The organism is Pseudorhodobacter wandonensis, assembly GCF_001202035.1.
Classification (GTDB): domain Bacteria; phylum Pseudomonadota; class Alphaproteobacteria; order Rhodobacterales; family Rhodobacteraceae; genus Pseudorhodobacter; species Pseudorhodobacter wandonensis.
In genome coordinates this window covers 69,065-82,381 of record NZ_LGHT01000044.1, presented here as the reverse complement: position 1 = coordinate 82,381, position 13,317 = coordinate 69,065, and the positions used below count along the sequence as shown (strand labels likewise).

The window sequence follows — 13,317 nt, the reverse complement described above, 5'->3', positions numbered from 1 at the left end:
ATCACACCTCGTTCTTTCGCATTTTCAAACCATAACGCCCGGCAATCTCTTTCGAAAGAGCGCGGTAAGCCTCGGACCCTTTTGACGCCGAATCATAAATGAGAACAGGTAAAGCATAGGACGGCGCCTCACTGACCCGAACATTGCGCGGAATAACGGTTTCAAAGACCAATTCGCCCAGATTCTCACGTGCATCTGCCTCAACCAGCTGCGATAGATTGTTGCGCTTATCATACATTGTCAGCAAAACGCCTTCGATACGCAGGTCACTATTGGCCGTCTGACGGATTTCCCGAACTGTAAGCATAAGTTGAGACAGGCCTTCTAAAGCGAAAAACTCGCTTTGAAGAGGAATGAGCACAGAGTGACAGGCAACAAGCGCATTGACAGTGAGAAGATTAAGCGATGGTGGGCAGTCGATGAGAATAAAATCAAAGCCAAAACCCGCCATAGCAGGTTGGCGCAGCGCATCATGTAGCAAAAAGCTGCGCTTTTCATTCGAGATCATTTCCATATCGGCCGAAGAAAGATCGGAATTGGCAGGACAGATAAAAATGCCATCAACGCCAGTGGCATTTACCACCTGATCGAGTGGCGCATCCTCAACCATCAGATCATAGGTTGTCAAACCACGGCTTGCGACCTCGACACCCAAACCGGTCGACGCATTTCCCTGAGGATCGAGATCTATAACCAATACTTTGGAGCCGAGTTCGGCAAGCCCCGCTGCCAGATTGATTGTGGTCGTCGTTTTTGCGACGCCCCCTTTTTGGTTTGTAAGGGCAATAATACGTGGCGCATTCTCGATATGTGTCTCAGGCATTTTCAATTCCGTAAATTCTTAAGATTGCGCTTCTTGGGTCTGTAAGGCTTTGAATAGATTGATATTCAAAGCGAAATAGTTTTTGAGCCACTTTTATCTCTTCTAGGTGATTTTCGCCTTTTGGAAAAATACATACACCTTGTAGGGATAAATGTTGATGCGCAAATGCCAAAAGCTTTGACAATGGCGCTAAAGCCCTAGCTGTAAAAAAGTCTGCCCCAATTTTTTCGAGCGATTCAATACGTTCTGATCGTACTTCGGCCCTCAGTTTAAGGCTACGGATCACTTCCCTTAGAAAGGCAGCTTTTCGCTGATCTGATTCAACAAGGATAAATCGACGTGTTGGAACATGCTCAGTCGAAATTGTAGCCAGAACGATTCCAGGAAATCCTCCACCACTTCCAACATCCAGGCAGAGATTTGAGCTCGCCGGAATGTGTGGAAAAATCTGCGCGGAGTCCACAATGTGACGGCTCCAAAGTTCGCTTATGCTTTGTTTGGAGGCAAGATTAATCGTGGGATTCCACTTCCGTACCAGCTGGTCGTATGCTTTGAGCCTCTCTACTGTTTCACGTGAAACATTGAGGCCTGGCACGTCATCCAAATCAAAGCCATTCATACAACATTGCGCCTGTCTTGACCACTTTTCAAGCGTGAGAGAATTAGAACTAAGGCCGAAGGTGTCATTCCTTCAATCCGGCTGGCCTGAGCAATAGATGACGGGCGATGGGCTTGCAACTTAAGGCACAGCTCGCGAGAGAGCCCGGCAAGATTTGAATAGTCAAAGCACTCAGGGATACGAGTATCCTCATCACGTTTCAATTTTGCCGCTTCATTTGCCTGTCTATCCGAGTAGTTGGCATACAATGACTCGCGCCAAAGCTGTGTTAGATGTGCAACTGGAATTTGGGGGAAATCCGGTAAGCTCTCAGAAATGTTCACAATCCCTCCTTCTAGTTGCGAGAGGATAGAAAATCCACTACGACGGGACCCATCTTGACGCACCTTGAAGCCAGCCTTGGCTATTTGCTGCGGTGTATAAGTTATTGATTCTAATAGCGACTTACAGGCTCTCAACGACTCCAGCTTTTGGGTAAAGGCCCTATTCCTATGCTCACCAACTGCCCCGATATCGATACCCTTTGGCGTCAATCTTTGATCGGCATTGTCAGCGCGCAACACCAAACGATATTCAGCGCGTGAGGTAAACATCCGATATGGTTCCGAAACCCCGCGCGTCGTCAGATCATCAATCATCACGCCTATATAACTGTCTGCGCGACTAAACATAACCTCGTCACGGCCAAGTGCAGCAGCAGCAGCATTTGACCCGGCAACCAGACCTTGCGCCGCAGCTTCCTCATATCCGGTAGTACCATTAATCTGGCCGGCAAAATAGAGGCCAGAAAAACCCTTTACTGACAGGCTGGGCGAAAGACCCCTTGGATCAAAGAAATCGTATTCTATTGCGTAGCCTGGCTGAAGAATAACCGTATTTTCCAGTCCAGAGATCGACCTGACGTATGCCTCTTGGACGTCAGCAGGCAAAGACGTAGATATCCCATTGGGATAAACGGTATCATCATCAAGACCTTCTGGTTCTAAGAAAATCTGATGCGAGGTTTTATCAGCAAAGCGAACGATCTTATCCTCAATTGATGGGCAATAGCGTGGGCCTACCCCTTCGATATGCCCGCCGTACATCGCAGATCTCGATAAATTCGAACGAACAATTTCATGGGTGCGTTCATTTGTTTCTGTGATCCCACAGCTGATTTGCCGGGCAGTGGGATTTTCGCTCAAGAATGATAGCATGGTGGGATCCGCGTCACCGGATTGCGCTTCAAGTTTATCCCAAGCGATTGTTTTTCCATCTAAGCGAGGCGGCGTGCCGGTCTTTAGGCGCCCCCTCGAAAAGCCGAACTCTGCCAGCTTTTGCGCCAATTGAATAGACGGCAGATCACCAATCCGCCCGCCAGAGCTTCTTTGATCGCCGATATGGATAATGCCATTCAAGAAGGTTCCGGCCGTCAGAATCACACTATGAGACAAAACCTCCGCCCCATCCTGCAATTTCACACCACGAATGCTCGTAGCATTCAAAATAAAATCAACCACTTCGCCTTCAATCACCTGTAAGTTCTGCGTCGAGAACAAAATCTGTTGAATTGCACGGCGGTAGAGTTTTCTGTCCGCTTGAATACGGGGCCCCTGAACAGCAGGTCCCTTACTATGATTTAACAACCTAAACTGGATACCGGCTTGATCGGCGGCTACACCCATTATCCCGTCAAAAGCGTCGATTTCTCTTACAAGATGGCCCTTACCAAGCCCGCCAATCGCAGGATTACACGACATTACACCCAATGAATCACGTTTCAGCGTGATTAATGCAGTTTTTGCACCCATCCGTGCCGAAACCGCGGCAGCTTCACATCCCGCGTGCCCGCCGCCCACTACGATTACGTCAAACTGTTTCACGTGAAACATCCCTATTTGCCAATACAAAAGCTTGCGAATATTTCGCCAAGCAACACTTCCACGTCAACTCTTCCCAACAACATCTCCAGCGCGCGGGCCGCCAAGCGCAGCTCTTCCGCCGCCAGTTCCACGACAACCAATGGCTTAGCCAATTCGTCTAATGCCGCCTCTAACGCGACAACTGCACCAACAATAGCATTTCTATGACGCGTTCTGGTTAGTGTGCCTGCGACTGCCGCTCTTTCAGACAAACATCGCGACACGGCGGAAAGCAAAGCTGATACCCCTTCGCCTGTCAAACCAGAAACACGAACCAGATCTGTACAACGTTCGCTCACCATATCAGCCTTACCGAGAACGATCAAATCACCATCTTGACGCTTCACGCCAGGAATAACCTCGACACCATCAGTCAAAAAAATTCGAAGGTCTGCCGCAGATGACCGTTCAATAGCAAGATCAACACCCAAGGCTTCTATTTTGTCATCGGTTTCACGCAGCCCCGCTGTATCCAAAAACGTAACGGCAAGCCCATCAACATCCATTCGAACCTCAATAACATCGCGCGTCGTCCCTGCAATTTCAGAAGTAATCGCCGCTTTGCGGCCTGCAAAAGCGTTCAAAAGCGTCGATTTACCGATGTTTGGCCTGCCAATAATCGCAACCTCAAACCCTTCCCGAATCCGCTCCGAGATTTTTGCGGCCTCAATTTCCTTTGCCAGATCGGCCTTCAATCCTGCAAGTAGAGCAGTTACTTCAGGCATCACATCGACAGGAACATCCTCGTCAGCGAAATCAATTGTAGCTTCCAGCAACGCCCCGGCCCGCACCAGATCGCGCCGCCAACCTTCGACTTTTTTGCCAATAGCACCGGATAAAACCCGAAGCGACTGCACCCTCTGCGCCTCGGTTTCTGCATCGATCAGATCCGCCAGCCCCTCAACCTGCGTAAGGTCAAGACAACCGTTTTCCAGCGCGCGGCGTGTAAACTCGCCGGCCTCTGCCAATCTCAGCCCGTCAATCTTCGCCAAAGCGTCCATAACGGCCGCAACAACCGCCTGCCCGCCGTGCAAATGCAGCTCTACACTCGCTTCGCCGGTAAAGCTCGCCCCATGGTCAAACACCAAAACAAGGGCTTCATCCAACAAGACGTCGTCCCAAATCAACCGACGCAAACTCGCCTGTCGCGCTTTCGGCACATTTGTCATCATACCCAAGGCCTCATGCGCCTTAGGGCCAGACAAACGAACAACGGCTATACCGGCCTTCCCCCTTGCCGAGGCCAGCGCATAAATCGTATCGATCACTGCAAAATCCCCCGTCATGAGGCACATCCAAAACGAATTCGGTTTTCGCTTCCCTATCAAGGGCTGCGAAAACCGTCAGATCCGTACCAAAGCCCGTTTGTTTTACGTATTCATCGAATCAAAGAAATCCGAATTCGACTTGGTTTGCTTCAGTTTTGAAATCAGGAACTCGATCGCATCCGTGGTTCCCATCGGGTTCAGAATACGGCGCAGAACATAGGTTTTCTGCAGGTCAATTTTATCAACCAGCAAATCTTCCTTGCGCGTACCGGATTTCAGAATATCCATCGCCGGGAACACACGTTTATCAGCAACCTTGCGGTCCAGAACGATTTCCGAGTTACCTGTACCTTTGAATTCTTCAAAGATCACCTCGTCCATGCGCGAACCGGTATCGATAAGCGCTGTCGCGATGATCGTCAGCGACCCACCTTCTTCAATGTTCCGAGCAGCCCCAAAGAACCGCTTTGGCCGCTGCAGCGCATTCGCATCCACACCACCGGTCAAAACCTTGCCCGAGGATGGCACAACCGTGTTGAATGCACGGCCCAAACGCGTGATCGAATCCAGCAAGATCACCACATCGCGCTTGTGCTCGACCAGGCGTTTCGCCTTTTCAATTACCATTTCCGCTACAGCCACGTGCCGCGTTGCCGGTTCGTCAAACGTCGAAGACACAACTTCGCCCTTAACCGAGCGCTGCATATCCGTCACTTCTTCTGGGCGTTCATCGATCAACAGCACGATTAAATAGCACTCGGGGTGATTGGTCGCGATCGAATGGGCAATATTCTGCAGCAGCACCGTCTTACCTGTCCGTGGAGGTGCCACGATCAAGCCACGCTGGCCTTTCCCGATCGGAGAAACGAGGTCGATAATCCGCGCCGAACGATCTTTCAGCGTCGGGTCTTCGACCTCCATTTTCAGTCGCTCATCAGGATATAGCGGTGTCAGGTTATCAAAATGAACCTTGTGGCGGGCCTTTTCAGGATCATCAAAGTTGATCCGTGTCACCTTGGTCATGCTGAAATAGCGTTCGGCCTCACGCGGGGCAGCAATTACGCCTTCAATTGTATCACCCGTACGCAAGGAAAACATGCGAATGATTTCGGGCGAAACATAAATATCATCTGGTCCAGGCAGGTAGTTCGCCGAGGGCGAGCGCAAAAAGCCAAAGCCATCCTGCACCACTTCCAACACACCGTCGCCGCCGATTTCCCAGCCTTCTTCGGCATGTTCTTTCAGCAGAGAGAACATCATCTCGCCTTTACGCATCGAAGGCGCGTTATCGATATCCCACTCTTCTGCCATCGCCAGCAAATCAGCAGGCGTTTTCGCCTTCAGATCCGCAAGATTAAGACGCTGCACATCGTCTTCTACAATGGTGTTTTCTTCGTTCATCTTAACAATCATCCTTGCCCCAAACCCCAAGGCGGGTTCTGGCATCGCATAAGAAATGGGAATCGCTTTACGGACCGGACGGCCCAGCTGAGAAGCAGCTAAGCGAAGCCCCTGGAAAAGTCAATGATTGCCTTAAAACTTGACGATAACCGACAGCACAATCACGATCATCAAAACCGTCGGCAGCTCATTCATCATCCGATAGCGCCGCCCCGTCAGGTGGTTTTGCCCTGCCTCGAAATCCTTGCGACGCGCTGCAAGCCACATATGGAACCACGTCATTGCAATCACTGATGCCGCTTTGGTCCAGGGCCAAACCATCGACCAATCCACAATCCCTGGCGTAAAAACCAACAGCAAACCAAACCCCCAGGTCGCAAGCATTGCAGGATTCATAATCAGCCGCAGCAGTTTCATCTCCATGGTTTGGAACAGCTTGTCAGTTGGCTCGCCCGCCTTCACCTGCTCGGCATGGTACACAAACAAACGTGGCAAATAGAACAACCCTGCCATCCAGGTGATCACTGCCATCACATGCAGGGCTTTAACCCAAAGATACGCATCCGCCAGAAACGAGGTCATTCGATTTTTCCTTTGCCTTACTTCCTATAAATATAAGTATTATAGAAAGATGTAGTAATAGATGGGCCTATGGATATGGGAATACTGCAATTTGCCCCAAGTTTCATCCACAGAGTTTGTCTTGTGTACAATGATGTAAGTAAAGCAACAATATCGCGAAAAAACACAACAGATTCAATTTTTTAACCGACCACCCAAAAGCTATGACTTATCAACAACGAGGTTCTTTGACAGGTTCTCCCTAACTCTGGCCAACCACTTTCCACATGGGGATATCCTCCCTGCAAGCTTGACAAAAAGCCTGCCTTACCCACACCAAAGGCCAAATACCAGGTTCTCCACAAAACCGCTTGCCGGAACATATCAAGACTTTCCACAGGACTGTTCACACCTATGGCCACGCCAGAAATCATCCTTGCCACGTCATCCCAGACCCGCGTGCAGCTGCTAAATGCTGCTGGCCTTACCTTTTTGCATGCCCCTGCCCGCATCGATGAGGCTGCTATTCGCGCCAGCCTAGAGTCCGAGGGTGCAAAGCCGCGAGATATCGCTGACCTACTGGCCGAAATGAAAGCCCGTAAACTGGCCGAGAAAAACCCCGATGCCTTTGTAATAGGATGTGATCAAGTTCTTGATTTCAAAGGAAAAACATGGGGAAAGCCGGAAAACTCACAAGAGGCCATTTCCCAACTTACTCAGCTGCGCGGCCAAACGCATCATCTATTGTCCGCCATTGTGACCTATCACCAGGGCGAGCCGGTCTGGCGCCATATCGGTAAGGCGCAGCTGACCATGCATGACGTGTCTGACGGCTATTTGGCAGGGTATGTTGACCACAATTGGGAAACCATCCGCCATACGGCCGGTTGCTATTTGCTGGAACACGAAGGCGTTCGCCTGTTTTCTGCTGTACAGGGCGATTACTTTACTATCCTTGGGCTTCCCCTGTTGCCGCTCTTGGGCTATCTCAGATCAAGAGGATTTATTGAAACATGACAGATCATCCGCGCATTCCACTGGCAGGGGTTATCGGATCACCGATTGCACACAGCCGCTCGCCGATTTTACATAATTACTGGCTGAAACGCTATGGCATCAAAGGCCATTACATCCCGATGGATATCGGCCAAGGCGATTTGGCCGAGGTGTTGCGGCTTTTGCCCAGAATGGGGTTTGTTGGCCTGAATGTCACTATTCCGCACAAAGAAAACGTCATCCGCTTGGCCGATATTGTCACGGATCGCGCGGCCCTGATCGGCGCTGCAAATACGTTGATTTTTCGCAGTGATGGTAAAATTCATGCTGACAACACTGATGGGTCGGGTTTTGTAGCCAACTTGCGGCAACACGCGCCTGATTGGCAGCCCAAGGCCGGCCCTGCCGTGGTTTTTGGCGCCGGTGGTGCCGCCCGCGCGGTAATTGCGGCCTTGATCGAGGTTGGTGCCCCTGAAATTCGCATAACAAACCGTACCCGTGCCCGCGCCGAGGCATTGCGCGCCGATTTTGGTGCCAAGATTACGGTTGTTGATTGGGTGCAAATCCCGCATATGCTGGATGATGCAGTGACAGTGGTCAATACCACGGCCTTGGGGATGATTGGTAAGCCCGAGTTGAATATCCCATTGGATAATCTGAACCCCAAAGCCTTGGTCAATGACCTTGTATACACGCCAATTCAAACCGAATTCTTGTCAGTTGCAGCAGAGCGCGGCTGCAAAACGGTCGACGGTCTTGGCATGTTGTTGCATCAGGCCGCGCCAGGCTTTGAGCGTTGGTTCGGCCAGCGCCCCGAGGTTGATGAGGAAACGCGCGACACCGTGATGGGGCTATGATGCCTTACCGGCTGGGTTTGACCGGATCTATCGGCATGGGAAAATCAACCACGGCCGGGTTTTTCGTTGCTGCCGGTGTTCCAGTCTGGGATGCGGATGCAGCTGTTCACCGGATGTATTCGGTTGGTGGGGCGGCTGTTGCAGACATTGCTGCACGCTGGCCACAGGCATTGAGTGCCGGAGCAATTGACCGCAGCGCGCTGAAAAAGATTATTGTCGCAGACCCAACGGCCCTGACCCAGATTGAACAGATCGTACACCCCTTGGTCGCCCAAGACCGCGCTGATTTTCTGGCCGGATGTACGACGGATATTGCGGTTTTTGATATTCCGCTTTTGTTTGAAAAGGGCACCGAGGCCGATATGGATGCGACGCTGTTGGTCACAGCACCCCCTGCCCTGCAACGTGCCCGCGTTTTGGCACGGGACGGCATGACTGCGGCGCAGTTTGAAACTATCCTGTCACGCCAAATGCCCGATGTTGAAAAGCGCCAGCGCGCGATGCATATTGTCGAAACCCTGAGCCTGGAGGCAGTCAGCACCTATGTGACTGCCCTGATTGCCTATATCCGAGAGCAACGCCATGCGTGAAATCGTACTCGATACCGAAACCACGGGGTTTGAACCGACCGAAGGCGACCGCATCGTCGAAATCGGCGCTGTCGAGCTGTTCAACCATATGCCCACCGGCCGTACCTATCATCAATATATCAATCCCGAACGCCCGATGCCCAAAGCCGCGTTTGAGGTGCATGGTCTAGGTGATGACTTCCTGCGCGACAAACCGGTGTTTCGCGAAATCGCACAGGCGTTTCTTGATTTTGTCGGCAGCGATTTGCTGGTTATTCACAATGCCAGTTTTGATATGAAATTTCTCAATCACGAGCTGGGCGTTGTCGGCTTGCCAAAACTGCCTTCGACGCAGGCGCTGGATACCCTGGCGATTGCGCGGCAAAAATTCCCCGGTTCTCCGGCCTCACTGGATGCGCTGTGCCGACGCTTTGGGGTTGATAACTCGAACCGCGAAAAGCACGGCGCGTTGTTGGATAGCGAAATTCTGGCCGAGGTTTATCTAGAACTGATCGGCGGCCGCCAGCCCGATTTTGCGCTGTCGCTTGATCGACAAAACAGCGCCAGCGGTGTGCAAACCGAGGAATGGCGCCCAAAACCGCGCCCGATCGCGCTGCCCCCCCGTATCACCGAAGTCGAAATTGCCGCCCACATGGCTTTTGTCGAAAAGCTGGGTGATGCCGCGGTCTGGCGCAAACGCCAATAAAAAAGCCGGGCAACGCGCCCGGCTTTTTCTAATACTTTCCAATACCTTAGTTGGCAGGCTGCGCGGCTTTTTGCTGTTCCATCCGGCGGGCAAGCTCGGCGCGGTATAGCGCCAGGAAATCTACCGTGTCGATGTTCAGCGGCGGGAAGCCACCATCGCGGGTTACATCTGAAATGATGCGACGCACGAAGGGGAACAACATGCGCGGGCATTCGATCAGCAGGAACGGATGCATCTGATCCTCTGGCACGCCTTCTACGTGGAAGATGCCGCCGTAATCCAGCTCTACCACGAACAAAACCTCATCATTGGCCTTGTTCTTGGACGTGACGCGGAATTTGGTAATGACTTCAAACTGGTTATCAGCCGTGCGCTTGCGTGCGTCAAGGCTAACAGCCACTTGGGTATCTGGCTGCACGTCGCCGCCTTGCATGCCGCGCTGCGCCACGGCGTTTTCAAATGACAGATCGCGGACGAATTGCGCGAGTACTTGCATTTTTACGCCTTCAGAGGGTTGGGCAGCTGCCCCGTTTGCTTCGGTCATTTGTGTTCTCCCAAAAATTCGTTGGCGTAGGTTTAGCAGGTCATTGAAACGGTCTCAATGCTCTGTCCAGCCGGAAGGGCGTTTGTTTATGGGTTTATGAGGCGTGTCTTGTGGTTTTGGCTTGCCCGATAGGTCGGCATACTCGCCATCGATAATGTCGTCATACCGCGGGCGTGGATCTGGCGGCGCCTGCGGGCCAGCCTGAAAACCGCCACCAAAGCTGGCGACCTGCACGCGCGAGGCCAAGAAACCGATAACAGCTTGACGCACAGGCGGCACCAGCAGCAAAAACCCGATTGCATCGGTAAAAAAACCTGGCGTCAGCAGCAAAACACCTGCCAGCACGATCAGCGCGCCATGGGCCAGTGGCGAAAGCGGGTCACGCATCTGCGACATGGAATTGCGCAGCTCACCCAGAACCTTGATGCCTTGCTGCCGTACCAGATGTGTGCCGATGATGCCTGTGGCCAGCACTATTGCAAGCGTTGGCCAAAGCGTAAGCCAGCCCCCGACTTTGATGAAAAGCCCGATTTCAATCAGCGGTACGGCGATAAAGGCCATCAAAAGCCACACAGTGGGTCTCCTTTCCCGGATATCCGGCAATTTCTTTGTATGTGGGGCGGTAGACTTGCGCCCCCCTACGCCCTACATAAGGATAAAGCGGTGTGACACCAACACCCCAATCTTGTTTCGGGGCCTATCCCCGGCATTCTGAGGTCCGATATGAACTCTTCGCTGATCCAACTTCTCGTTCTGGCAGGGATTGCTGTTTTCCTGATCCTAAAGCTGAAATCTGTGCTTGGCACACGTGAAGGTTTTGAAAAGCCACAGATCCCGCTAGAGGACGCCAAGCCGCGTGGTCGCAAAGGGTTTGAGGTGATCGAGGGCGGCCCCGACCGCGATATTACCGACCACGTGCCCGATGGCAGCGATGCCGCCAAGGCGTTGGCCGCGATGAAATCGGCCGAGCCGAGCTTTGCCGTGGGCGAATTTTTGGGCGGCGCGCGCGGTGCCTATGAGATGATCTTTATGGCGTTTGAAAAAGGCGAAATGGCGCAGATCAAGCCGTTCCTTGGTGCCGACGTGTTTGAAAGCTTTTCCGAGGCGGTTGCCGCACGTGAGGCGCAGGGCCTGACGATTGAGGCAAAATTTATTGGTATCCGCGAATTGGCGCTGCAAGATGCGACGTTTGACGCCGCAACGGGCGAAGGCGAGATTTCGGTACGCTTTGTCGCCGAGCTGAATTCAATCGTGCGCAATAAAATGGGCGAGATTGTCGAAGGTAGCGCGTCCGAGATCAAACGCCAGCGCGATGTTTGGACGTTCTCGCGCCAGATGGGGGCGCAAGACCCGAACTGGCTGCTGGTTGCCACCGGGGACTGATGCGTGGCGCGGCCCGATTTTTGGCATGGGCGTTGCCGCCCGTGCTTGCGCTGGGCTTGATGATGAGGCCTGCGATGGCGCAGATGCTGGAGTTTTCAGATTTGGACGGGTGGCAGGATGACAATCATCGCGCCGCCCTTTCCACATTTATCGATACTTGCACAGTGTTGGATGACCCTGACTGGGCACCAATTTGCCGCCTTGCCCCCGATGCAATGGCATCTGATGCGGCAGCGCGCGGGTTCTTTGAAATGCTGTTTCGGCCGGTTGTGATTGGTGAAGGGCCGGCGCTGTTTACCGGCTATTATGAGCCAGAGCTGGCGGGTTCGCCGGTACGCACCCCGCGTTTCCTCTATCCGATCTTTGCCCGCCCACCCGAGTTGCAGGATGGCCAGCAATGGCTGGACCGTGGCAGTATCGAGGCCAGCGGCGCCTTGCGCGGGCGCGGCTTGGAAATTGCTTGGCTGGAAGATCCGGTCGAGGTGTTTTTCCTGCAAGTTCAAGGTTCTGGCCGCATTCGAATGCCAAATGGGCAGGTGATGCGTGTGGGCTATGCGGGGCGAAATGGCCATGAATACCGTTCAGTTGGCAAAGAGCTGATACGGCGCGGAATTCTGGGAGAGCATGATGTTTCCGCCCAGGGCATCAAGGCCTGGGTTCGGGCGAACCCCGTACTTGGTGCTGAGCTTTTGCAGCATAATCCTTCATTCGTGTTTTTCCGCCGCCTGCCCGATTTGCCGCCTGAAAAGGGCCCGATTGGCGCGATGGGGCGATCAATCACTACCCTGCGCAGCGTGGCGGTGGACCCTGAATTTACCCCGCTGGGCGCACCGGTTTGGCTGGAAAAGAACGGGCGCAACCCTTTGCGACGGTTGATGGTGGCACAAGATACGGGCGGCGCGATCAAAGGGCCACAACGGGCCGATATTTTCTTTGGTTCGGGTGTGCAGGCAGGCGAAGATGCTGGCGCTGTAAAAGATGACGGGCGGATGATTGTGTTGCTGCCGATCGAGCGTGCCTTTGCGCAGCTGGAGGCAGAGTGATGTCTCGCCGCCGGTCTTTGCGCCCCGAAGAGGAAGAGCTGTGGAAGGCTGTGGCGCGCACAACCAAGCCAATGCACGCCCCGATTTTTCGCAGAAAAATAAGTGAGGCCGCAGCAGAGCCGCCCTCGCCCGCGATAAAGTTACCCTCGACCCCGCGGATCGCGCCCTTTCGGATGGGGGAAAAACCCGCCACGCCGCAGCCAAAGCCGACCGCAGCATCGGCTTTGCAAATGGATGCCAAAGCTTTTGGCAAGATGACCCGTGGCAAATTGATGCCGGAGGCGCGGATCGATTTGCATGGAATGACCTTGGATGTGGCGCATCCCGAGCTGATCCGGTTTATCCTGAACGCCTACGCTAATGGCCTGCGTTTGGTCTTGGTGATTACCGGCAAGGGCAAACCGGGGGTTGATAGCGGCCCAATTCCGCGCCGCACTGGGATTTTGCGGCAACAAGTGCCGCATTGGTTGCGCCAAAACCCCTGCGCGCCGGCCATTTTGCAAGTGACTGAGGCCCATTTGCGCCACGGTGGCAGTGGGGCTGTCTATGTGTATTTGCGGCGCAGTCGTTAGGTAATTGGGGCAGACGGGCGTTGTGCAACCGCAAGACCTGGACTGCGCATTCCGTCGCCGGAAATGGCAGCAAA

The 13,317-nt window shown here is 53.2% G+C and carries 15 protein-coding genes; 7 read left to right on the top strand and 8 right to left on the bottom strand.

The window, feature by feature from the left end:
• Position 1 precedes the first annotated feature (1 nt).
• The 6 genes from AKU79_RS15400 to hemJ all read right to left on the bottom strand — a co-directional run bounded on the left by AKU79_RS15400 (position 2) and on the right by hemJ (position 6,594).
• Positions 2-823, bottom strand: coding sequence for a ParA family protein (locus tag AKU79_RS15400; protein ID WP_050524466.1), 822 nt, complete (start codon positions 821-823; stop codon positions 2-4).
• Positions 816-1,442: a 16S rRNA (guanine(527)-N(7))-methyltransferase RsmG gene (gene rsmG / locus AKU79_RS19050; protein ID WP_082224073.1), complete on the bottom strand. Its 627-nt coding sequence runs from the start codon at positions 1,440-1,442 to the stop codon at positions 816-818. The genes AKU79_RS15400 and rsmG overlap by 8 nt, the downstream gene beginning before the upstream one ends.
• The gene (mnmG, locus tag AKU79_RS15395) at positions 1,439-3,304 is read right to left on the bottom strand and encodes a tRNA uridine-5-carboxymethylaminomethyl(34) synthesis enzyme MnmG (RefSeq protein WP_050524838.1); all 1,866 of its coding nucleotides are present in this window, start codon (positions 3,302-3,304) and stop codon (positions 1,439-1,441) included. The genes rsmG and mnmG overlap by 4 nt, the downstream gene beginning before the upstream one ends.
• An 11-nt stretch (positions 3,305-3,315) precedes the next feature.
• Positions 3,316-4,608: a tRNA uridine-5-carboxymethylaminomethyl(34) synthesis GTPase MnmE gene (mnmE, locus tag AKU79_RS15390; RefSeq protein WP_050524837.1), complete on the bottom strand. Its 1,293-nt coding sequence runs from the start codon at positions 4,606-4,608 to the stop codon at positions 3,316-3,318.
• Between the two features lie 105 nt (positions 4,609-4,713).
• The gene (rho, locus tag AKU79_RS15385; protein ID WP_050524836.1) at positions 4,714-6,012 is read right to left on the bottom strand and encodes a transcription termination factor Rho; all 1,299 of its coding nucleotides are present in this window, start codon (positions 6,010-6,012) and stop codon (positions 4,714-4,716) included.
• A 132-nt stretch (positions 6,013-6,144) separates the two neighbouring features.
• Entirely contained in the window at positions 6,145-6,594 is a 450-nt protein-coding gene (gene hemJ / locus AKU79_RS15380) for a protoporphyrinogen oxidase HemJ (RefSeq protein WP_050524465.1), read from the bottom strand.
• A gap of 393 nt (positions 6,595-6,987) precedes the next feature.
• Between hemJ and AKU79_RS15375 the strand changes: the two genes are divergently transcribed.
• Genes AKU79_RS15375 through dnaQ form a run of 4 tightly spaced genes read left to right on the top strand, consistent with a single transcriptional unit; the run spans position 6,988 to position 9,701 of the window.
• Positions 6,988-7,590: a Maf family protein gene (locus tag AKU79_RS15375; RefSeq protein ID WP_050524464.1), complete on the top strand. Its 603-nt coding sequence runs from the start codon at positions 6,988-6,990 to the stop codon at positions 7,588-7,590.
• Complete coding sequence (locus AKU79_RS15370) at positions 7,587-8,426, top strand: shikimate dehydrogenase (RefSeq protein WP_050524463.1); 840 nt, start codon at positions 7,587-7,589, stop codon at positions 8,424-8,426. Before AKU79_RS15375 ends, AKU79_RS15370 begins: the two co-directional genes overlap by 4 nt.
• On the top strand, positions 8,423-9,016 hold the full coding sequence (gene coaE, locus AKU79_RS15365; RefSeq protein ID WP_050524462.1) for a dephospho-CoA kinase: 594 nt from the start codon (positions 8,423-8,425) through the stop codon (positions 9,014-9,016). The genes AKU79_RS15370 and coaE overlap by 4 nt, the downstream gene beginning before the upstream one ends.
• The gene (gene dnaQ, locus AKU79_RS15360; RefSeq protein WP_050524461.1) at positions 9,009-9,701 is read left to right on the top strand and encodes a DNA polymerase III subunit epsilon; all 693 of its coding nucleotides are present in this window, start codon (positions 9,009-9,011) and stop codon (positions 9,699-9,701) included. Before coaE ends, dnaQ begins: the two co-directional genes overlap by 8 nt.
• Before the next feature lie 46 nt (positions 9,702-9,747).
• On the opposite strand, the gene secB is transcribed toward dnaQ, so the two are convergent.
• Together secB and AKU79_RS15350 are read right to left on the bottom strand one after the other, a co-directional pair.
• The gene (secB, locus tag AKU79_RS15355) at positions 9,748-10,245 is read right to left on the bottom strand and encodes a protein-export chaperone SecB (protein WP_050524460.1); all 498 of its coding nucleotides are present in this window, start codon (positions 10,243-10,245) and stop codon (positions 9,748-9,750) included.
• Positions 10,246-10,299: 54 nt separating this feature from the next.
• Positions 10,300-10,818, bottom strand: a complete 519-nt coding sequence (locus tag AKU79_RS15350; protein WP_050524459.1) for an FxsA family protein — start codon at positions 10,816-10,818, stop codon at positions 10,300-10,302.
• 150 nt (positions 10,819-10,968) lie between these two features.
• On the opposite strand from AKU79_RS15350, the gene AKU79_RS15345 reads away from it, so the two are divergent.
• Genes AKU79_RS15345 through AKU79_RS15335 form a run of 3 tightly spaced genes read left to right on the top strand, consistent with a single transcriptional unit; the run spans position 10,969 to position 13,243 of the window.
• Positions 10,969-11,628 (top strand): Tim44/TimA family putative adaptor protein, encoded by a 660-nt coding sequence (locus AKU79_RS15345; protein ID WP_050524458.1) that lies wholly within the window; start codon positions 10,969-10,971, stop codon positions 11,626-11,628.
• Positions 11,628-12,671, top strand: a complete 1,044-nt coding sequence (mltA, locus tag AKU79_RS15340; RefSeq protein ID WP_050524457.1) for a murein transglycosylase A — start codon at positions 11,628-11,630, stop codon at positions 12,669-12,671. Before AKU79_RS15345 ends, mltA begins: the two co-directional genes overlap by 1 nt.
• Positions 12,671-13,243 (top strand): Smr/MutS family protein, encoded by a 573-nt coding sequence (locus tag AKU79_RS15335; protein WP_050524456.1) that lies wholly within the window; start codon positions 12,671-12,673, stop codon positions 13,241-13,243. Before mltA ends, AKU79_RS15335 begins: the two co-directional genes overlap by 1 nt.
• Positions 13,244-13,317: the final 74 nt, after the last annotated feature.